The sequence below is a fragment of the Streptomyces sp. SCUT-3 genome, assembly GCF_014083985.1.
GTDB lineage: Bacteria > Actinomycetota > Actinomycetes > Streptomycetales > Streptomycetaceae > Streptomyces_H > Streptomyces_H thermolineatus.
Genome location: NZ_CP046907.1, coordinates 2,412,995 through 2,433,996, shown reverse-complemented (window position 1 = coordinate 2,433,996; position 21,002 = coordinate 2,412,995). Strand labels below are relative to the sequence as shown.

The 21,002-nt window shown below is 74.7% G+C and carries 16 protein-coding genes and 4 pseudogenes; 19 read left to right on the top strand and 1 reads right to left on the bottom strand.

The genetic code is table 11. The features are described from left to right. Window positions 1-4: 4 nt before the first annotated feature. The 9 genes and pseudogenes from GQS52_RS10640 to GQS52_RS27660 all read left to right on the top strand — a co-directional run. Window positions 5-3,598, top strand: coding sequence for a non-ribosomal peptide synthetase (locus tag GQS52_RS10640; protein ID WP_182313158.1), 3,594 nt, complete (start codon window positions 5-7; stop codon window positions 3,596-3,598). After that, complete coding sequence (locus GQS52_RS10635) at window positions 3,541-4,566, top strand: condensation domain-containing protein (protein ID WP_182313157.1); 1,026 nt, start codon at window positions 3,541-3,543, stop codon at window positions 4,564-4,566. Before GQS52_RS10640 ends, GQS52_RS10635 begins: the two co-directional genes overlap by 58 nt. Then, window positions 4,470-5,420 (top strand): hypothetical protein, encoded by a 951-nt coding sequence (locus tag GQS52_RS27685; protein ID WP_259370698.1) that lies wholly within the window; start codon window positions 4,470-4,472, stop codon window positions 5,418-5,420. Before GQS52_RS10635 ends, GQS52_RS27685 begins: the two co-directional genes overlap by 97 nt. Before the next feature lie 64 nt (window positions 5,421-5,484). Further along, window positions 5,485-5,862, top strand: a complete 378-nt coding sequence (locus GQS52_RS10625) for a condensation domain-containing protein (protein WP_182313156.1) — start codon at window positions 5,485-5,487, stop codon at window positions 5,860-5,862. Window positions 5,863-5,916: 54 nt separating this feature from the next. Then, a pseudogene (locus GQS52_RS10620) lies at window positions 5,917-6,441 on the top strand (AMP-binding protein); the annotation flags it as partial. Window positions 6,442-6,623: 182 nt separating this feature from the next. After that, window positions 6,624-6,779, top strand: coding sequence for a hypothetical protein (locus tag GQS52_RS27680; protein WP_259371217.1), 156 nt, complete (start codon window positions 6,624-6,626; stop codon window positions 6,777-6,779). Beyond that, window positions 6,719-7,666: pseudogene (locus GQS52_RS28385) on the top strand (AMP-binding protein); the annotation flags it as partial. The gene GQS52_RS27680 and the pseudogene GQS52_RS28385, both read left to right, overlap by 61 nt. A gap of 247 nt (window positions 7,667-7,913) precedes the next feature. After that, window positions 7,914-8,606 carry a condensation domain-containing protein gene (locus tag GQS52_RS27665; RefSeq protein ID WP_259371091.1) on the top strand — a complete coding sequence of 231 codons (693 nt, stop codon included), beginning with the start codon at window positions 7,914-7,916 and terminating at the stop codon, window positions 8,604-8,606. After that, a pseudogene (locus GQS52_RS27660) lies at window positions 8,498-8,835 on the top strand (condensation domain-containing protein); the annotation flags it as partial. The gene GQS52_RS27665 and the pseudogene GQS52_RS27660, both read left to right, overlap by 109 nt. On the opposite strand, the gene GQS52_RS27655 reads toward GQS52_RS27660, so the two are convergent. Then, a complete protein-coding gene (locus GQS52_RS27655) occupies window positions 8,781-8,948 on the bottom strand; it encodes a hypothetical protein (RefSeq protein WP_259370697.1) in 168 nt (55 codons plus the stop codon). The pseudogene GQS52_RS27660 and the gene GQS52_RS27655 overlap by 55 nt on opposite strands. Window positions 8,949-9,013: 65 nt before the next feature. Here GQS52_RS27655 and GQS52_RS27055 point away from each other — a divergent pair. The 10 genes and pseudogenes from GQS52_RS27055 to GQS52_RS10550 all read left to right on the top strand — a co-directional run. Next, window positions 9,014-11,158 (top strand): annotated as a pseudogene (locus GQS52_RS27055) (amino acid adenylation domain-containing protein); the annotation flags it as partial. Between the two features lie 101 nt (window positions 11,159-11,259). Beyond that, entirely contained in the window at window positions 11,260-15,027 is a 3,768-nt protein-coding gene (locus GQS52_RS27050; RefSeq protein WP_259371090.1) for a non-ribosomal peptide synthetase, read from the top strand. A 59-nt stretch (window positions 15,028-15,086) separates the two neighbouring features. Further along, the gene (locus GQS52_RS10585) at window positions 15,087-15,296 is read left to right on the top strand and encodes an MbtH family protein (RefSeq protein ID WP_182313153.1); all 210 of its coding nucleotides are present in this window, start codon (window positions 15,087-15,089) and stop codon (window positions 15,294-15,296) included. Between the two features lie 64 nt (window positions 15,297-15,360). After that, entirely contained in the window at window positions 15,361-15,621 is a 261-nt protein-coding gene (locus tag GQS52_RS10580; RefSeq protein WP_182313152.1) for an acyl carrier protein, read from the top strand. A gap of 41 nt (window positions 15,622-15,662) precedes the next feature. Further along, window positions 15,663-16,244 carry a DUF3995 domain-containing protein gene (locus GQS52_RS10575; protein ID WP_182313151.1) on the top strand — a complete coding sequence of 194 codons (582 nt, stop codon included), beginning with the start codon at window positions 15,663-15,665 and terminating at the stop codon, window positions 16,242-16,244. Window positions 16,245-16,350: 106 nt separating this feature from the next. After that, on the top strand, window positions 16,351-17,388 hold the full coding sequence (sbnA, locus tag GQS52_RS10570) for a 2,3-diaminopropionate biosynthesis protein SbnA (protein ID WP_182313150.1): 1,038 nt from the start codon (window positions 16,351-16,353) through the stop codon (window positions 17,386-17,388). A gap of 1 nt (window position 17,389) precedes the next feature. Next, window positions 17,390-18,397 carry a 2,3-diaminopropionate biosynthesis protein SbnB gene (gene sbnB, locus GQS52_RS10565; protein WP_182313149.1) on the top strand — a complete coding sequence of 336 codons (1,008 nt, stop codon included), beginning with the start codon at window positions 17,390-17,392 and terminating at the stop codon, window positions 18,395-18,397. A 431-nt stretch (window positions 18,398-18,828) separates the two neighbouring features. Next, window positions 18,829-19,575: a 3-oxoacyl-[acyl-carrier-protein] reductase gene (fabG, locus tag GQS52_RS10560; protein ID WP_220472841.1), complete on the top strand. Its 747-nt coding sequence runs from the start codon at window positions 18,829-18,831 to the stop codon at window positions 19,573-19,575. A gap of 101 nt (window positions 19,576-19,676) precedes the next feature. Then, on the top strand, window positions 19,677-20,666 hold the full coding sequence (locus GQS52_RS10555) for a hypothetical protein (RefSeq protein ID WP_182313147.1): 990 nt from the start codon (window positions 19,677-19,679) through the stop codon (window positions 20,664-20,666). A 74-nt stretch (window positions 20,667-20,740) separates the two neighbouring features. After that, window positions 20,741-21,001 carry an acyl carrier protein gene (locus GQS52_RS10550; protein ID WP_182313146.1) on the top strand — a complete coding sequence of 87 codons (261 nt, stop codon included), beginning with the start codon at window positions 20,741-20,743 and terminating at the stop codon, window positions 20,999-21,001. The last annotated feature ends 1 nt before the right edge of the window (window position 21,002 follow it).

Sequence of the window (21,002 nt, the reverse complement as noted above, 5' to 3'; positions counted from 1 at the left end):
CGAAGTGAGCCAGTCGCGCATCGAGGACATCCTGCCGCTGTCGCCACTCCAGGAAGGCCTGTACTTCCACGCGGTGTACGACGACCGGGCGCAGGACGTCTACACCATGCAGTTCGCCTTCGACCTGGTCGGCCCGCTGGACGCGGCGACGATGCGGGCCGCCGCCGAGGCGCTGCTCCGCCGGCACGCCAACCTCCGTGCGGGCTTCCGGGAGCGCAAGACCGGGGAACGCGTCCAGGTGGTGCGGCGGGAGGTGGAGCTGCCGTGGTCGGAGTGGGACCTGTCGGGGCTGGACGCTGCTGCCCGGGATGTGGAGTTGTCCCGGGTGATGGGGGAGGAGCGGTCGCGGCGGTTCGATCTGGCGGTTGCGCCGTTGCTGCGGTGTGCGTTGGTGCGGCTGGGTGAGGGCCGGCACCGGCTGGTGGTGACCAATCACCACATTCTGTTGGACGGTTGGTCGATGCCGTTGCTGGCGCGGGAGTTGTTCGCGCTGTATGCGGCGGGTGGTGATGCTGCGGGTGCGGGGTTGCCGCGGGTGACGCCGTACCGGGAGTACCTGGGGTGGCTGGCGGGGCGGGACCGTGCGGCGGCCGAGGAGGCCTGGCGCGAGGCGCTGGCCGGGCTGGAGGAACCCACCCTCCTCGCACCGGCACTCACGGCGGCCGCCGGCGCGGCGGTCCCGGACGTCGCGGATCCGTCGGGCGCGCGGCCGGAAGCGGTGGTGCCGCAGCGGGTGGTGTCGCAGCTCCCGTCGGGCCTGACTGCGCGGTTGGCGGAGGTGGCGCGCGGTCGCGGGCTGACGTTGAACACGCTGGTGCAGGGTGCGTGGGGCCTGCTGCTGGGCCGGCTGACGGGCCGCGAGGACGTGGTGTTCGGGGCGACGGTCTCGGGGCGTCCGCCGGAGATCGCGGGCATCGAGTCGATGGTGGGGCTGTTCATCAACACCCTGCCGGTGCGGGTCCGCCTGCGGCCGGAGGAGTCCCTGGCGGGGCTGTTCGGCCGGGTGCAGGAGCAGCAGACGCGGCTGATGGACCACCAGCACCTCGGCCTGAACGAGGTGCAGCGCCTCGCCGGTCTCGGCGAGCTCTTCGACACCCTGACCGTCTTCGAGAACTACCCCCTCGACCCCGAGGGGCTCGAACTCCCCGGCACGGGCCTGCGCATCGGCGGGGTCGAGGTGAACGACGCCACGCACTACCCGGTCACCCTGGCGGTGATCCCCGGCGACGAGCTCACCCTGCGCCTGGACCACCGCCCCGACGTCCTCGACGGCGAGGCCGCCGAGCGGCTGGCGGGGCGGCTCGTCCGCGTCCTGGAGGCCGTCGCGGACGACCCGGACCGGCCGGTGGCCGGCGTCGAGGTGCTGGAGGAGGCCGAGCGGACGCGGCTGCTGGTGGAGTGGAACGACACCGCCCGCGACGTGCCCCGGACCACGTTCGGCGGGCTCGTCGAGGCGCAGGCGGCCCGCACCCCGCAGAACGAGGCCGTCGTCTTCGACGGCGGCTCGCTGACCTACGGCGAGTTCAACGCCCGTGCCAACCGCCTCGCCCGCCTGCTCGTCGAGGCCGGGGCGGGACCGGAGTCCGTCGTGGCGCTCGTGCTGCCGCGGTCGGTCGAGACGGTCGTCGCCGCGGTCGCCGTGCTCAAGGCCGGCGCCGCCTACCTGCCGGTCGACCCCGCCTACCCGGCCGAGCGCATCGCCCACATGATCGGTGACGCCCGCCCCGCGCTGGTGATCGCCACCGCCGCCACCGCCGCCACGGCGGCCGACGCCGCCGCCGCGGCCCGGGCGGCCTCCGCCGCGGGCCCGGACGCGCCCCTGCTGGTCCTGGACGACCACGAGGTGACCGGCCGGCTGGAGCGGGCCGCGGACACCGACCTCACCGACGCCGACCGCCGCGCCCCGCTGCTCCCGGAGCACCCGGCGTACGTGATCTACACCTCCGGCTCCACCGGCCGGCCCAAGGGCGTCGTCGTCCCGCACGCCGGCATCGCCAACCTCTCCGCCGCCGAGATCGAGCGGTTCGACGTCACCCCGGACAGCCGGGTGCTGCAGTGCTCCTCGCCCAGCTTCGACGCCGCCGTCCTGGAGCTGAGCATGGCGCTGCCCGCCGGGGCCGCGCTGGTGGTCCCGCCGCCCGGCCCGATGGTGGGCGAGGCGCTCGCCGAGGTGCTGGTGCGCCACCGGGTCACCCACGCCCTCATCACGCCCGCCGCGCTCGCCGGCCTGCCGAGCACGGACCTGCCCGACTTCCGGTCGCTGGTCGTCGGCGGCGAGGCCTGCCCGGCCGACCTGGCGGCCCGCTGGTCGCAGGGACGGCGGATGGTCAACGCCTACGGGCCGACCGAGATCACCGTGGCTGCGACCATGAGCGAGCCGCTGTCCGGCGGGGGAGTCCCCCCGATCGGCCGCCCCCTCCCCAACACGCAGGCGTACGTGCTGGACGCGGCGCTGCGGCCGGTGCCTGCCGGGGTCACGGGCGAGCTGTACATCGCGGGCGCGGGCCTGGCCCGCGGCTACTTGGACCGTGCCGCGCTGACGGCCGAGCGGTTCGTGGCGAACCCGTTCGGGGCGGCGGGCACGCGCATGTACCGCACCGGCGACCTGGTCCGCCGGACCGGCGACGGCGAACTGGAGTACGTCGGCCGCGCGGACGAGCAGGTGAAGGTCCGCGGCTTCCGCATCGAACTCGGTGAGATCGAGGCCGCGCTGGCCGCCCACCCGCGGGTGGGCCAGGTGGCGGTGGTGGTCCGCGAGGACCGGCCGGGTGTGAAGCAGCTGGTGGCGTACGTGGTGCCGGAGGCCGACGCCCCGGCTCCGGACGCGGCCGGGCTGCGCGAGCACGTCGCGGCGGGGCTCCCCGAGCACATGGTGCCGGCGGCGTTCGTGGTCCTGGACGCGCTGCCTGTGACGCCGAACGGGAAGCTGGACCGGCGGGCACTGCCCGCCCCCGACTTCGGTGCGGCGGTGTCGGCGGGGCGGGCGCCGCGCACGGAGCGCGAGGAGCTGCTGTGCGGCCTGTTCGCGCAGGTCCTGGGGCTGCCGGTGGTGGGTGCGGAGGACAGTTTCTTCGACCTGGGCGGGGACAGCATCGTCTCCATCCAGCTGGTCAGCCGGGCGCGTCGTGAGGGGCTGGTGTTCACCCCGCGCGAGGTGTTCGAGCACCGCACCCCGGCCGCTCTGGCCGTCGTGGCCCGTGACCCGGAGGGTGCTTCGGGCCAGGGGGCGCGGGAGGCGGACTCCGGTGTCGGCCCGGTGGCCCTGACGCCGATCGTGCACTGGCTGCGCGAGCGCGGCGGCCCGGTGGACGGGTTCTGCCAGTCGGTGGTGGTGCGCACCCCGGCCGGGGCGGACGCCGGTTCGCTGTCGGCGGCGTTGCAGGCGGTGGTGGACCACCACGACGCGCTGCGGCTGCGCCTGACCCGGGCCGGCGGGGCGCGGTGTGGGGCCTGGAGGTTCCCGAGCCCGGATCGGTGGACGCCGGGACGTGTCTGCTGCGGGTGGACGCGGCGGGTCTGGACGGTGAGGCGTTGCGGGCCGTGGTGGCGCGCGAGGCCGAGGCGGCCCGGGGCCGGCTGGTGCCGGAGTCCGGGGTGATGGTGCAGGCGGTGTGGTTCGACGCCGGGCCGCAGACGGCCGGGCGGTTGCTGCTGGTGCTGCACCACCTGGTGGTGGACGGGGTGTCGTGGCGGATCCTGCTGCCGGACCTGGCGGCTGCCTGGGATGCGGTGGCGGCCGGGCGTCGTCCGGAGCTGGAGCCGGTGGGCACCTCCTTCCGGCGCTGGTCGCAGGAGCTGGCCGCCCTGGCCCAGAACCCGGCCCGCCTGGAGGAGCTCCCCCTGTGGACCGGGATGCTCGACGGCCCCCAGGAGCTGCTGGGCGACCGCGACCTGGACGCGCGGGAGGACACCGTCGGCACCGTCCGGCACGTCACCGTCACCGTGCCGGCCGAGCGCACCGAGCAGCTGCTGACCACCGTCCCCTCCGCGTTCCACGCGGGCGTCGACGACGTCCTGCTCGCCGCCTTCGCCCTCGCCGTCACCGACTGGCGGCGCCGCAAGGGCCGCAGCGCCGACGGCGGTGTCCTGGTCGACCTGGAGGGCCACGGCCGCCACGACGTGGTGGAGGGCGTGGACCTGTCGCGCACGGTGGGCTGGTTCACCAGCCTGTACCCGGTGCGGCTGGACCCGGCTGTCGAGGACTGGCAGGAGGTCTGGGCCGCCGGCCCGGAGGCCGGGCGGGTGCTCAAGCGCGTCAAGGAGCAGCTGCGGGCCCTCCCGGACCACGGCATCGGCTACGGACTCCTGCGCCACCTCAGCCCGCAGACCGGCCGCTGCTCGCCGCGCTCCCCGCGCCCCGGATCGGCTTCAACTACCTGGGCCGCTTCCCCGCGGCCCGCGCGGAGGACACCGCGGACTTCGCCCCGGCGCCCGAGGCCGAGGGCCTGGGCGGCGGCGTGGACGCCGCGATGCCGGTGCCGCACGCCCTCGAGGTCAACGCGACCACCCACGACCACGCCGACGGCCCCCGGCTCGGCGCCACCCTGTCCTGGCCCGGCGGCCTGATGCCGGAGGAGGACGTGCGCGACCTGGCGGACACCTGGGTGCGCGCCCTGGACGCCCTGCCGTCCACGCCGCCGCCCGGCGGCCGGGCCGCACCCCCTCCGATCTCGCCCTGGTCGCCTGGGCCAGCAGGAGATCGACGTCCTGGAGGCCGCCCACCCCGGCCTGGAGGACGTGCTGCCGCTGTCGTCCCTCCAGAAGGGGCTGCTCTTCCACGCCTCCTACGACGAGGGGAGCAGGACGTCTACACCGTGCAGCTGCTGCTCGACGTGGCCGGCCCGCTGGACACCGGTGCGCTCCGGGAAGCCGCGCGGACCCTGCTGGAGCGGCACGCCAACCTGCGGGCCGGTTCCACCAGGAGGGCCTGTGCACCCCGGTGCAGTTCGTGCCGCGCCGGGTCCCCCTGCCCTGGTACGAGCACCCTGTCCGGGCTCGACGCCGGCGAGCGGGACCTGCGGGCGGAGCGGCTGCTCGCCGAGGACCGCGCCCGCAGGTTCGACCTGCAGGCGCCGCCGCTGCTGCGCTTCACGGTGATCCGGCTCGACGACGACCGGTACCGCCTGGTGCTGACCACCACCACATCCTGCTGGACGGCTGGTCGACGCCCCTGCTGGTGCGCGAGCTGTTCACCCCTGTACGCGCAGGGGTGCGGGACGGTGAGCCCGGCGCCGCCCTGCCCCGCGTCACCCCCTACCGCGACTACCTGGCCTGGCTCGCCGGGCAGGACCCGGCCGCCGCCGGGCGGGCGTGGCGGGAGGCGCTCGACGGCGTCGAGCCCACCCTGCTGGCGCCCGCCGACCCCGGCCGCCGCCCGGCGGTCCCGGAGCGGGTCACCGTCGACCTGCCGGAGGACCTGACCGCGGCGCTCACCGCGTGGGCGCGCGCCCACGGGCTGACCATGAACACCCTGGTGCAGGGCGTGTGGGCGGTGCTGCTGGGCCGGACGACCGGCCGGGACGACGTGGTCTTCGGGCCACCGTCTCGGGCCGCCCGCCGGAGATCGCGGGCATCGAGTCGATGGTGGGCCTGTTCATCAACACCCTGCCGGTGCGGGTCCGCCTGCGGGACGACGAGTCCCTGGCGGAGCTGTTCGCCCGGGTGCAGGACCAGTCGCGGCTGTCGGCCCACCAGTACACCGGGCTCACCGACATCCGGGCCGCGGCCGGCGTCACCGGCGAGCTGTTCGACACGCTGACCGTCTTCGAGAACTACCCGCTCGACACGGCCACACCCGGCTGCCCGGCACCGGCCTGGAGGTCCTCGGCGTCGACGGCCGCGACGCCACCCACTACCCGCTGACCCTCGTCGCCCTCCCGGCCGCCGCCTGCAGCTGCGGCTCAACCACGCGCCGACGTGATCGGCACCGGGAGGCCGAGCTGCTCGGCGGCAGGCTGCTGCGCGCTGGAGGCGGTGGCGAGGACCCGCACCGCCCGGTGGGCCGGGTCGACGTGCTCGCCGCGGGGAGCGCGAGCGGCTCTGACGGAGTGGAAACGGGGCCGTGAGCCCGGGGACCGGGCCGCGGGACGGTCAGGGCCGCTTCGCCGAGCAGGTCGCCGCACCCCCGACGCGGTCGCCCTGACGCCGGGGACGTCCGGCTCACCTACCGCGAGCTGGACGAGCGCGCCAACCGGCTCGCGCACCGGTGATCGCCCTGGGCGTGGGCCCGGAGACCGGGTCGCCGTGCTGCTGGAGCGCTCGGCCGAGTCCGTCGTCTCCGTGCTGGCCGTCCTCAAGGCCGGCGGCGCCTACGTGCCGCTCGACCCCCTACCCGCTGGCCGCCTCCGGCTGATCATGTCGCAGACCGCGGCCGCGGTGCTGCTGACCGACCGGGCCCTGCGGGACACCGACATCCAGCACGAGGCCCGGATCCTGGTGGTCGACGACACCCGGGCCTGGCCGACGAGTCCGCCGCGGACCCGGCCGTCGCCGGCCACCCCGAGCAGCTCGCCTACATCATGTACACTCCGGGTCGACCGGCGTGCCAAGGGCGTCGGGATCACCCACGGGACGTCGTCGCCCTCGCCCTCGACAGCTCCTGGGACGGCGGCAACCAGGAGCGGGTGCTCCTGCACTCGCGCAGGCCTTCGACGCCCCACTACGAGACGTGGGTGCCGCTGCTGCGCGGCGGCCGGATCGTCGTGGCGCCGCCGGCGAGCTGGACGTCCGCGACCTGGCGCGGATCATCGCCGAGGAGGGCATCACCGGCCTGTGGCTGACCGCCGGCCTGTTACGGATCATTGCCGAGGAGTGGCCGGAGTGCTTCGCGCACGTCCGCGAGGTGTGGTCCGGCGGGACGTCGTGCCCTCCGCGTCGGTGCGGCGGGTCCTCGAGGCCGCCCCCGGCGTCGTGGTGGGCGACGGCTACGGCCCCACCGAGACCACCACCTTCGCCACCCGCCACTGATGCGAGCGGAGGGCGGCGTGCCGGAGACCGTGCCATCGGCCGGCCGCTGGACGACATGCGGCTGTACGTGCTGGACGACGGCCTGCGCCTGGTCCCGCCGGGCGTCGCCGGCGAGCTGTACATCGCCGGCGCCGGCCTGGCCGCGGCTACGTCGACCGGCGGGGGCGACCGCCGAGCGGTTCGTCGCGAGCCCTTCGCCGGCCGGCTCGCGGATGTACCGCACCGGCGACCTGGTGCGGTGGACCGGCGACGGCGTGCTGGAGTTCGTCGGCCGCGCCGACGAGCAGGTCAAGGTGCGCGGCTTCCGCATCGAACTCGGCGAGATCGAGGCGCTGCTGGGCCGCCACCCCGCCCTCGCGCAGGCCGCCGTGATCGTCCGCGAGGACCGCCCCGGGGACAAGCGGCTGGTCGCCTACACGGTGGCCGCCGCCGGGGCCGAGCCGCCGCAGCCGCCGAACTGCGGGACCGCCTGGCGCCGAACTGCCCTCGTACATGGTGCCCGCGGCCTTCGTGGCCCTCGACGCGCTGCCCGTCACCGCAACGGCAAGCTCGACCGCAGGGCGCTGCCCGCGCCCGACTACGGCGCCTCCACCGCCGTGCCCCGCGCACGCCGCAGGAGGCCACGCTGTGCGAGCTGTTCGCCGACGTCCTCGGCCTGGCCGAGGCGGGCGTCGACGACAGCTTCTTCGACCTGGGCGGCCACTCCCTGCTGGCCACCCGCCTGGTCAGCCGCGTCCGCTCCGCCTTCGGCGTCGAAACTCGCGGTGCGCAACCTGTTCGAGGCGCCCACCCCGGCGCGGCTGGCGGAGGCCGTCGCCGGCGCCGGGCGGGCCCGCGCCGCGCTGCTCCCCGCCCAGCGGCGGAGCGCATACCGATGTCGTACGGCCAGCACCGCCTGTGGTTCCTCAACCGGCTGGAGGGCGCGGAGTCCCGTACAGATCCCGATCATGCTGCGGCTGCGCGGCCGGCTCGACGAGCAGGCGCTGCGGGCCGCCCTCGGGGACGTCGTGGAGCGCCACGAGAGCCTGCGCACCGTCTTCGCCGAGACCGACGGCTTCCCGCACCAGGTGGTCGTCGACGCCGCCACGGCCACCCCGGTGCCGGTCCGCGAGCGCGTCACGAGGAGGAACTGCCGCACCTGGTGGACGACTTCGTCCGGCGCGGCTTCGACCTCGCCGTCGACCCGCCGCTGCGCGCGGCTGTTCGAGCTCGGCGACGAGGAGTTCGTGCTGCTGCTGGTGCTGCACCACATCGCGGGGCGACGGGTGGTCGATGAACCCGATGTCCCGGGACTTCTCCGTCGCCTACACGGCCCGCCGCTCCGGGCGCGCCCCCGAGTGGGCGCCGCTGCCCGTGCAGTACGCGACTACAGCATCTGGCAGCGCGAGGTGCTGGGCGGCGAGGACGACCCGCACAGCCCGATCAGCGCCCAGATCGCCTACTGGACCTCGGCCCTGGCCGGATCCCCGACGAGCTGGAACTGCCCTTCGACCGGTCCCGGCCCGTGTCCGGCGGCCACCGCGGCGGCACGCTGCTGTTCCGGGTCGGCCCGGAGCTGCACCGCGGGCTGGCGGAGCTGGCGCGGGAGAACGGGGCGAGCCTGTTCATGGTGGTGCAGGCGGCGCTCGCCGCGCTGCTGACCCGCCTGGGCGCGGGCACCGACATCCCCCTGGGCAGCCCGATCGCCGGCACCGACGAGGCACTCGACGACCTGGTCGGGTTCTTCGTCAACACCCTGGTGCTGCGCACCGACACCTCCGGCGACCCCACCTCCGCGAACTCCTCGCCCGCGTGCGGGAGGCGGACCTGGCCGCCTACGCCCACCAGGACACCCCGTTCGAACGGCTCGTGGAGATCCTCAACCCGGCCCGCTCGATGTCCCGCAACCCGCTGTTCCAGGTCATGCTGGTGCTGCAGAACAACACCGACGCAGACCTGTCCTGCCCGGCCTGGACGTCCTCGTCGAGCACTCCGGCGCCCACGCCGCCCAGTTCGACCTGTCCGTCGACCTCACCGAGCGCCTCGCCGGCGACGGCACCCCGACGGCATGGACGGCCGCCTGGACTACAGCGCCGACCTGTTCGACGCCTCCACCGCCGAGCGCATCCTGGGCTGCTGGCTCCGGCTGCTCGAGGCCGCGGCCGCCGACGCCGACACCCCGATCGGGCGGATGGACGTCCTCGCCCCGGCCGAGCGCCGGCAGCTGATGACCGAGTGGAACGACACCGCGCGCGGCCAGGACTTCACCGACGTCGTGGAGCGGGTGCGGCAGGTCGCCGCCCGCCGCCCGGACGCCGTCGCCCTCGCCGACGACCACGGCAGCATCACCTACGCGACGCTGCTGCGGCGCACCGCGGCCCTGACCCGCAGGCTGCGGGAGGCGGGCGCGGGCCCCGGAACCCTCACCGCCGTCCTGACCGACCGGGCGGTGGAGGCACCCCTGGCGGTGCTCTCCGTCCTCGGCGCCGGCGGCGCCTGGGTGCCCCTCGACCCCGGGGCGCCGCGGTCCCGCACCGCCGGCCTGCTCCAGGACAGCGGCGCGCGCCGCATCCTGGCCCACCCCCGGTACCTCGGCCTGGCCGCCGAGCTCGCCGCCGAGGCGGGCACGGGCGCCGAGGTGATCCCGATCGACGGCGCGGAGGACCCGGACGGCCCCCTGCCGCCCGTGCCCGGCGGCCCCGGCGACCTCGCCTACACCATCTTCACCTCCGGCTCCACCGGCCGCCCCAAGGGCGCCATGGTGCACCGGCGCGGCATGGTCAACCACCTGCTCGCCAAGGTCGAGGACCTCGGGATGACCGAGGAGGACAGCGTGGTGCAGAACGCGCCGCTGACCTTCGACATCTCGGTGTGGCAGATGCTCGCCGGCCTGGTGACCGGCGGACGGGTCCGGCTCGTCGGCGACGACACCGCCCTCGACCCGCAGGCCCTGTTCGGCACGGCCGCCGCCGAGCGCATCACCGTGCTGGAGGTCGTCCCGTCCCTGCTGCGCACCGCCCTGGACTCCTGGGACGCGGGCGCCCCGGCGGTCGAACTGCCCGACCTGCGCTGGCTGATGGTCACCGGCGAGGCGCTGCCGCCCGACCTGTGCACCCGCTGGTTCGCCCGCCACCCGCACGTCCCCGTGGTGAACGCCTACGGGCCCACCGAGTGCTCCGACGACGTCACCCACGCCGTCATCGACGCGGCGACCCCGCTCGGCGACGTGCGCGTGCCGATCGGCCGGGCCGTCCGCAACACCCGGCTGTACGTGCTCGACGAGCGCCTGCAGCCCGTCCCGGTCGGCGTGTCGGGGGAGCTGTACGTCGGCGGCACCGGCGTCGGCCTGGGCTACCTGGGCGACCCGGTGCGCACCGCCGCCGCGTTCGTCCCCGACCCCTTCTCCGAAGTGCCCGGCGACCGGCTCTACCGCACCGGCGACCGGGTGCGGTACCTGCCCGACGGGCAGCTGGAGTTCCTCGGCCGGCAGGACCACCAGGTCAAGATCCGCGGGCAGCGCATCGAACTCGGCGAGGTGGAGGCCGCGCTGCGCGGCGTGCCCGGGGTCACCGACTGCGTGGTGACCGTCGGCACCGACCCGGCGGGCCAGAGCCGCTTGGTCGGCCACCTGACCGGCGCGGTCGACCCCGCGCAGGTGCGGGACCGCCTGACCGCCGTGCTGCCCGCGGCGATGGTCCCGGCCGCCCTGGTCGTCATGGACGCCCTGCCGCTGACCCCCAACGGCAAGGTCGACCGCAAGGCCCTGCCCGCGCCGGACCTGTCCGCCGCCGGGGACGGCGGCCGCGCGCCCCGCACCCCGCAGGAGGAGATCCTGTGCACCGTCTTCGCCGAGGTCCTCGGGCTGCCCCGGACCGGCGCGGACGACAGCTTCTTCGACCTGGGCGGCCACTCCCTGCTGGCCACCCGCCTGGTCAACCGGATCCGCACCGTCCTCGGCATCGAGATCCCGGTGCGGGCGCTGTTCGAGACGCCCACGCCGGCCGGGCTCGCCGCGTCGCTGCCCGGCGCGGTCGGCGCCCGCGCGGCCCTGGCCCCGGCCGGGCGCCCGGAACGGGTGCCGCTGTCCTTCGCCCAGCGCCGCCTGTGGTTCCTCAACCGCTTCGACGGCCCCGGCGGCGCCTACAACGTGCCCCTGGCGCTGCGCCTGACCGGCGACCTCGACCGCGAAGCGCTGCGGGAGGCCCTGGCCGACGTGGTGGCCCGGCACGAGAGCCTGCGCACCGTCTTCCCCGAGCACGACGGCGACCCCACCAGCAGGTCCTGGACCCGGCGGACGCCCGCCCGGACCTGCCGGTGGTCGCCACCGCGGCGGACGGACTGGACGCCGCGCTGGCCGCCGAGGCGTCGGCCGGCTTCGACCTGCTGCGCGAACGCCCCCTGCGCGCCACGCTGTTCGCCCTCGACGAGCGCGAGCACGTGCTGCTGCTGGTCATGCACCACATCGCCAGCGACGGCGCCTCCGCCGGGCCGCTGGCCCGCGACCTCGCCTCGGCCTACACGGCCCGCCGCTCCGGGCGCGCCCCCGAGTGGGCGCCGCTGCCCGTGCAGTACGCCGACTACAGCATCTGGCAGCGCGAGGTGCTGGGCGGCGAGGACGACCCGGACAGCGAGGTCTCCCGGCAGCTGGGCTTCTGGCGCCGGACCCTGGCCGGCCTCCCCGACCAGCTGGAACTGCCCACCGACCGGCCTCGCCCGGCGGTGCCCACCTTCCGCGGCGGCACCGTCCCGGTCACCGTCGGCCCGGAGCTGCACCGCGGGCTGGTGGAGCTGGCGCGGGAGAACGGGGCGAGCCTGTTCATGGTGGTGCAGGCGGCACTGGCAGCGCTGCTGACCCGCCTGGGCGCGGGCACCGACATCCCCCTGGGCAGCCCGATCGCGGGCCGCACCGACGAGGCACTCGACGACCTGGTCGGGTTCTTCGTCAACACCCTGGTGCTGCGCACCGACACCTCCGGCAATCCCACCTTCCGGGAGCTCGTCGGCCGGGTGCGGGACGTGGACCTGGCCGCCTACAGCCACCAGGACATGCCGTTCGAGCGGCTCGTGGAGGACCTCAACCCGGCGCGCTCGGTCTCCCGCCACCCGCTGTTCCAGGTGGTGCTGGCCCTGCAGAACGCCACCGACGCCTCCCACGACCTGCCCGGCCTGGGCATCGAGTCCGTGCCCCTGGGCAACGGCGGCGCCAAGTTCGACCTGTCGATCAGCCTCAGCGACCTGCGGGCCGAGGACGGCGGCTGCGAGGGCATCCGGGGCACCGTGGTGCACAGCACCGACCTGTTCGACCGGGAGACCGTCGAGCGCCTGGTGGAGCGGCTGGTCCGTCTCCTCCGGGCCGCGGTCGCCGACCCCGACGCCCCGATCGGCGCCGTCGAGCTCCTCGACCCCGCCGAGCGGACGCGGATGCTGGACGGGTGGAACGACACGGCCACCGAGGTGCCGGACACCACGCTGCCGCGGATGTTCCAGGAGCAGGCCGCCCGCACCCCGGGAGCGTGCGCGCTCCTCCACCGCGGGCAGGAGCTGACCTACCGGGAGCTCAACGCCCGGGCCAACCGGCTGGCCCGGCACCTCGTGGCCCTCGGCGCCGGCCCGGAGACGTTCGTCGCCGTGGCCCTGCCCCGCTCCGCGGACCTGGTGGTGACACTGCTGGCCGTGCTCAAGGCCGGAGCGGCCTACGTGCCGGTCGACACCGGGTACCCGGCCGAGCGCATCGCCTTCATGCTGGAGGACACCGCTCCTGCGCTGCTGGTCACCGACACGGCCACGGCCGACGGCCTGCTCGGCGCCGAGCACCTGCCGAAGGTCCTGGTGGACGACGCGGACACGGCCGCGCGGACGGCCGCCCTGGCGGACACCGACCTGACCGACGGGGAACGGCTCGCCCCCCAGCACCGCAACGACCCCGCCTACGTCATCTACACCTCCGGCTCCACCGGCCGCCCCAAGGGCGTGGTGATCGAGCACCGGTCGCTCACCGACTACCTGGTGTTCGCCGGCGCCGACTACGAGGGCGTGCGCGGCACGGCGCTGCTGCACTCGCCGATCTCGTTCGACCTGTCGGTCACCGCCACCTTCGTGCCGCTGACCGTCGGCGGCACCGTGCACGTCGCCGACCTGGACGACGCCCGGCCGGACGTCGTCGAGGCGCTGCGGGAGCGGCCCTGCACCTTCCTCAAGGCCACCCCCAGCCACCTGCCGCTCCTCGGCGCCCTGCCGCCGGAGTTCTCCCCGAGCGCCGAACTGCTCCTCGGCGGCGAACTGCTGCTGGGCGAACTGGTCGACGAGTGGCGCGCGGAGCACCCGGGCACCACCGTCCTGAACATGTACGGGCCCACCGAGACGACGGTCAACTGCACCGAGTTCCGGATCGAGCCGGGCGAGGAGATCCCCCCGGGGCCGCTGCCGATCGGCCGCCCGCTGGCCAACACCCGGCTGTACGTGCTCGACGAGGGGCTGCGGCTCGTGCCGCCCGGCGCCCCCGGCGAGCTGTACGTCGCCGGCGCCGGCCTGGCCCGCGGCTACCTCAACCGGCCGGGCATGACGGCCTCCCGCTTCGTGGCCGACCCGTTCGGCCCGGCCGGGACCCGCATGTACCGCACCGGCGACGTGGTGCGGTGGAACGCCGACGGCACGCTGTCGTTCCTGCGGCGCGTCGACGACCAGGTCAAGCTGCGCGGCTTCCGCATCGAGCTCGGCGAGGTCGAGGCGGTCGTCACCGGCCACCCGGCCGTCGCCCGGTCCACGGTGATCGTGCGCGAGGACCGCCCCGGCGACCAGCGGCTGGTGGCCTACGCGGTGCCCTCCCCGGACGGGCCCGCGCCGTCCGCGGCGCAACTGCGCGCCCACGCCGGCGCGGTGCTGCCCGAGTACATGACGCCCTCGGAGTTCGTGCTGCTCGACGAGCTGCCGCTGACCCCCAACGGCAAGGTCGACCGCAGGGCGCTGCCCGCGCCGGACCGGGACGCCCCCAGGGACGGGAGGGCTCCGCGCACCAGCCGCGAGCGGGTGCTGTGCGAGCTGTTCGCCGAGGTCCTCGGCCTCCCCGAGGTGGGCGTCGACGAGGGCTTCTTCGACCTGGGCGGCCACTCCCTGCTGGCCACCCGGCTGATCAGCCGGGTCCGCTCCGCCTTCGGCACGGACCTGGCGATCCGCACCCTCTTCGAGGCGCCCACGGTCGCGGAACTGGCGCAGCGCCTGGGCGCCGACGACGCCGGCGGGGCGTTCGACGTCCTGCTGCCGCTGCGGGGCCGCGGCACCCTCCCGCCGCTGTTCTGCGTCCACCCGGCCAGCGGGTTCGGCTGGTCCTACGCGGGCCTGATGCGCCACCTGGGGCCGGACCGGCCGGTCTACGCACTGCAGTCCCGCGGGATCGCCGAACCGTGCGAACTCCCCGCGGACGTCGACCGGATCGCGGCCGACTACCTGGAGCAGGTGCGCGCCGTCCGCCCGTCGGGCCCGTACCACCTGCTCGGCTGGTCCTTCGGCGGGCTCGTGGCGCACGCCATGGCCGTGCGGCTGCAGGCCGAGGGCGAGGAGGTGGCCCTCCTGGCCATGCTCGACTCCTTCCCCAGGGAGCCCGGGGAGCCGGACGCGGACGCGGTCCTGTCCGAGCAGGAGTTCCTCGCCGGAATGCTCGACCTGGCCGGCTACGACCGGGAGGCGTTCGCCGGGCGGGCCCTGGAGTACGCGGACGTCACCGCGATCCTGGGCCGGGAGGACGGCGTCCTCGGCAGCCTGGAGGAGCGCCACGTGGCCGCCCTCTACGAGGTGTTCGAGAACAACTCGCGGCTGGCCCGCCGCCACCTGCCCGGCAAGTACGCGGGCGACCTGCTGTTCTTCGAGGCCACCGAGGGCAAGCCCGCGGACGCGCCCGGCCCGCAGGTGTGGGGCTCCTTCGTCGGCGGGCGCATCGAGAGCCACCCGGTGGCCTGCCTCCACGACGACATGACCCGCACCGAGCCGCTCGCCGTGATCGGCCGGGTCCTCGCGGCCCGGCTCGACGGCAGCCCCGACGGCAGCCCCGACGGCGGCCACGGCGACCGGCCGCCGGCCGGCCCCTGACCGACCACCGACCGACCCCACGACCGACCACCGAACGCCCCACCACGGGAGAGACCGCCATGAGCAACCCGTTCGAGAACCCGGACGGCACCTACCTGGTGCTGGTCAACGACGAGGGACAGCACTCCCTGTGGCCGTCCTTCGCCGACGTCCCGGCCGGATGGACCACCGTCCACGGCCCCGACGACCGCACCGCGTGCGTCGCGTACGTCGACACCCACTGGACCGACATGCGCCCCAAGAGCCTCGTGGCCGCGACGGAGAGCTGATCCTCCCGATCCGCCCCCCGCGCGACCGCGCACGGGAAACAATCACCACCGACAGGAGAACGCCATGACCCAGGCCGTGAACACCGACCACCTCGACGAGCTGCGCGAGATCGTCGCCGAGGTGCTGGAGGTCGAGCCGGAGGAGATCACCGAGACCAGTTCGTTCGTGGAGGAGCACGAGGCGGACTCGCTGCGGGCGATCGAGATCCTGGCCCGGATCGAGAAGAAGTACGGGATCGACATCCCGCAGTCGGAGCTGCCCAACATGGGCAACCTGCGTGCCGTCCACGACGTGGTGGCCCAGCACGCCGGCTGGCAGGCCTGAGGCACCGGCTCCACGGACGACGCGCGAAGGAAGTCAGCGGGATGGATGCTGCGACACGACCCGGCCGGCAGGAACACCCCGGCACCGGGGCCACCGGCACCGGGGCCACCGGCGGGACCGGCTCCGGCAGGACCGGCTCCACGGCATGGACGGGCTGGGCGGCCGCGGTCGTGGCCGTGGCGTTCGCCCTGGTCAGCTTCTACTGGGCGGCAGGAGGGACCCTCCTCCTGGACACCCTCGGGGGCACCCTCGAGGAGATGGCCCGGGAACGGGACGGCGGGCTCATCGCGGTCGTCTGGATCACCGGCGCGGCCAAGGCCGCGGGCGGGGTCTTCGCGCTGGCGCTGGTGCAGCGGTGGGGGCGGGTCTTCCCCCGCCTCCTGATGGTCCTCGCCGGGTGGGGAGGGTCGGCGGTGCTGATCGCCTACGGGGGTGTGCTGGTCGCCGTGCAGGCGCTGGTCGCCCTGGGCGTCGTCACCCCCGACTCCCCGCCCGACTGGAAGCCGCTGCTGTGGCACCTGTTCGTCTGGGACATGTCGTTCCTGGTGTGGGGGGTGTTCACGGCAATGGCCACCCGCCACTACGTCAGGAGCAATCCCCGCAGGAGCGCGTCCACCGGCTGACTTCCGGTGTTCGACCCCAAATTCGACGTACGACGGACCGGCCGCGTGCCACCGCGAACCCGCGGGCACGCGGCCCGGCCCGGCGCCCAGAAAGGCGCTCGGAAAAGTGATCTACGAGAATGCTCACGACCTGGTGCTCGATCGTCTGTTCCTGCGCTTCGACGAACTCGTTCCGGATGTTCAGGTCTTCCTCAAGCTGGAGGGGTTCAACCCCGCCGGCTCCATAAAACTCAAGACGGCCGTGGGGCTGATCGAGGACGCGGAGAAATGGGGCCTGCTGGATTCCGGCAGCGGGGTCATCGAATCCTCGTCCGGGAATCTGGGAGTGGCCCTGGCCTCGGTGTGCGCCGCCAAGGGCTACTCCTTCACCTGCGTGACCGACCCCAACACCGCGCCGCACAACACCGCGCTCATGCGGGCCTTCGGCGCCGAGGTCGTCCGGGTGGACCGCAGGGACGCCAACGGGGGGTTCCTCCAGTCCCGCATCGACTACATCCAGGACCGCCTCCGCGAGGACCCCTCCCTGGTCTGGCCCAACCAGTACGCCAACCCGGCCAACCCGCGCGTGCACTACGAGCGCACCGCGTCCGCCGTCCTCGAGGAACTGCCCGAGGTGGACCAGCTGTTCGTCGGCGCCGGCACCACCGGCACCCTGATGGGCTGCGCCGAGTACTTCCGGCAGTGGTCCCCGCGGACCCGGATCGTCGCGGTGGACACCCCCGGGTCGGTGACCTTCGGGTTCCCGCCGGGCCGGCGGCACATCCCGGGGCTGGGCACCAGCCGCAGGCCGGAGCTGTGCCGGCCCGAGGCCGTCGACGAGGTCGTCATGGTGCCCGAGGCCGAGGCGGTGCGGATGTGCCGGTCCGTCGCCCGGGAGCGCGGCATCGCCCTGGGCGGGTCCACCGGGTCCGTGCTCGCCGCGGTCGTCCGCAAGGCCGGCGAGATCCCGCCCGGCTCCTCCGTGGTCGCCCTCGCCCCCGACACGGGCGAGCGGTACCTGAGCACCGTCTACGACGACGCCTGGGTGGAGGAGCGCTTCGGCCCCTCCGTCCCCGCCCCCTCCGCCCCGGCCCCCTCCTCCCCCCGCGGTACGGACGACCGCCCGGACGCCGGCGCCGACGCCGGACTGCTCCTGAAAGGCTGACATGTTCGACTTCCACGTGATCGGCGGCGAGACCGCCCGCCGCGTCATCGGCCGCACCCGCCCGCAGATCGTGGAGGAGGTGCGCCGCACCTACCTCGCCCACGACCGGGGCGACACGGTCAACCCGAACAGCTACTTCCTGCGCTTCCCCGACAAGCCCGACAGCCGGATCATCGCGCTCCCTGCCTACCTCGGCGGCGAGCACTCCGTCGCCGGCATCAAGTGGATCGCCAGCTTCCCGGCGAACATCGAGGAGGGCATCCCGCGGGCGTCGGCCGCGCTGCTGCTCAACGACTACCGCACCGGCTACCCGTTCGCCTGCCTGGAGGCGTCCCAGATCAGCGCGGCCCGCACGGCCGCGTCCGCGGTCCTGGCCGCCCGGACGCTGACCGGCGGCCGGCACGCCCGCCGGCTCGCGGTGGTCGGCGCGGGCATCATCGCCCGCAACATCCTGGAGTTCTTCGCGGCCGAGAACTGGACGGTGGACGTCTGCGCGGTCCACGACCGGGAGCCGAAGTACGCGGAGGCGCTCGCCGCGTTCGCCGCCGACGGGCTCGGCCTCCGGACGGAGACCGCGGACGACCTGGACGCCGCCGTCGCGGACGCCGACGTGGTGGTCCTGGCGACGACCGCCGCCGCGCCGTACATCACCCGCCCCGGCACCTTCGCCCCCGGCCAGGTCGTCCTCAACGTCTCGCTGCGGGACGTCGGCCCCGACATCGTCCTGGAGTCCTGCAACGTCGTCGACGACGTCGACCACTGCCTGACCGCCTCCACCTCCCCGCACCTGGCCGAGCAGCAGTGCGGCAACCGCGACTTCGTCACCGGGACCCTGGCCCAGGTGATGGACGGGCAGGTGGAGGTGGACGCCGGGCGGCCGGTGATCTTCTCCCCCTTCGGGCTCGGCGTGCTGGACCTGGCGGTCGGCATGCACGTCCACCGCGCCGCCCTGGAGGCCGGCGAGGCCGTGTCCGTCGACGGGTTCTTCGGGGAGACCAGGCGCTGGTGACCCCGTCCGGCGCCGGACCGCCCGTCCCGCGCCGGCACCGCACGACCCGGCACCACCGCACCACGCACCACGTATCACCGCACCACGCACCGCGTATCACGCACCGCGTATCACCGCACCACGCACCGCGCACCGCGGAACGGCGCGAAAGAATTCCGGAGCGATTTCCGAAATTCTTCGGCCGCGTGTCCGGCGGTTTATCAGCCGTGCCCGGAAAACGCCTCTCCCAATTCACGGGAAGCGGTGTTGACCCGGTCCCGGAAAATGCTTTAGTGTCCAGTCGCCGGCTGGGGGACGGGAATGGCGGGAACCTTCCCGTTCCTCCGCCGGACCATTCGGCCCGATCGGGCCCACGGGTCCCGGGGCCGTTTCGAAGCACGAACCGTTCGAACCGCGAACCGTTCGCCCCGGCCCGCGAAAAGCGCGAGGAGATTCCCTTGTCCACGAAACGCCGTGCCCTCGTCACCGGGGCTTCCCGCGGAATCGGCAGGGCCGTCGCCCTGCGCCTGGCCCAGGACGGCATGGACGTCGCGTTCTGCTACCGCAGCGAGAAGGAGCGGGCGGAGGAGACCGCGGAGCTGATCCGCGAGCAGGGGGTGAGCTGCTTCCACGCCCCGTGCGACGTGGCCGACGCCGAGGCCGCCGAGGCCTTCGTCAAGGAGGCCGAGGCGGAGCTGGGCCCCGTCGACACCCTGGTCAACTCGGCCGGGATCGTGCGCGACAACCCGATGGTCCTCATGCCGCACGAGGACTGGAAGGCCGTCCTCGACACCAACCTGACCGGCGCCTTCAACTTCTGCCGGCCGATGGTCTTCGGCTTCATGAAGCGCCGCCGCGGCACCGTCGTCAACGTCTCCTCGGTCGCCGGCGTGTACGGCAACCCCACGCAGACCAACTACTCCGCGGCCAAGGCCGGCCTGAACGGCATGAGCCGGGCGCTCGCCAAGGAACTGGCCGCCTACGGGGTGCGGGTGAACGTCGTCGCCCCGGGCTTCATCGAGACGGACATGACCGAGCGCCTGCCGGACAAGCTGCGCGAGCAGGCCCTGGGGATGGTCCCGATGAAGCGCTTCGGAACCTCCGAGGACGTCGCCGAACTGGTGTCCTTCCTGGTCTCGGACCGGGCCGGCTACATCACCGGCCAGGTGATGCAGGTCGACGGCGGAATCGTGCTCTGACACCGATCCGCCCGCCGCGGCCCGTCGCCGCGGCACCGCCGCCGCAGCCCGCTGCCGCAGCCCCGCCCCGCCACCGGACCGCCCCGAGGAGGACCACCGCCATGAGCCGCCGGTTCGCCGCACCGCTCACCGCCGTCGACCGCGTCGGCACGTGCACCGCCACCCGGGTCGAGGCGGTCAAGGAGATCGTGGCCGACGATCCCTACCTGGCCGGCCACTACCCGGACTTCACCATCTACCCGGGCGTCTTCACCCTCGAGTCCGTCCACCAGGCCGTGCGCCTGTGGGCCCGGGAGCACCGCGGCGGAGGTGCGACGGCGGACCTGGTCCGCATCGACTCCCTCTCCTTCGCCGCGCCCCTGCTGCCCGGCGACACGCTGCACATCGGCTGCGACGTGGCGGGGGACGCCGACGACCCGCACCTGGTGCGCGTCAGGGCGCGGTGCACCCGCGGGGACGGCACCCTCGCCGCCCGGGCGACCCTCGGGCTGCGCATCCGCGAGGAGGGCGACTCCGCCCCCGCGCCCGGCGCCGTCCCCGCTTCCGGCACCGCCCCCGCTCCCGCTCCCGGCGGGACACGCGCCCCCGGCGCCGCGCCCGTGCTCGACCACGCGCCCGTGCTCGACCACGCGGCCGTGCGCCGCGTCCTCCCGCACCGCCACCCGGTGCTGCTGGTCGACGAGGTGGCAGAACTCGTGCCGGGGGAGCACGTCGTCGCCACCAAGGCCGTCGCCGGCAGCGAGCCCTGCTACGCGGACCTCGCCGAGGACCTCCCGGGCAGCGCCTACGCCTACCCCGCCTCCCTGCTCGTCGAGTCGTTCGGGCAGAGCGGCGCGGTGCTGTGGCTGCGCACGGCGGAGGCGGCGGGCACGCCCGTGCGGGGCACCCTCGTCTTCGGCTCCGCCCGCGACGTCTCGATCACCGGCAGCGCCCGGCCCGGCCAGGTGCTCCGCCACGTCGTCCGCATCGACCGGACGATCGGCGACAACGTCCTCATGGAGGGCGAGATCTGGGCGGGCGGCGAGCGCATCGCCACGGTGGGCTCGGTACTCGCCGCCGTGCGCGGCGGGCTCTCGGCCGCCGCCCCCTGAACCGCGGGCCGGTCCGGGCCCCCGTCGGGCCGGCCCGCACCCGTCCGTCCGCACCACAACCCAAGGAGCCGTACATGTCCCAGGCCGTGAACGCCGACCACCTCGACGAGCTGCGCGAGATCGTCGCCGAGGTGCTGGAGGTCGAGCCGGAGGAGATCACCGAGACCAGTTCGTTCGTGGAGGAGCACGAGGCGGACTCGCTGCGGGCGATCGAGATCCTGGCCCGGATCGAGAAGAAGTACGGGATCGACATCCCGCAGTCGGAGCTGCCCAACATGGGCAACCTGCGGGCCGTCCACGACGTGGTGGCCCAGCACGCCGGCTGGCAGGCATGAC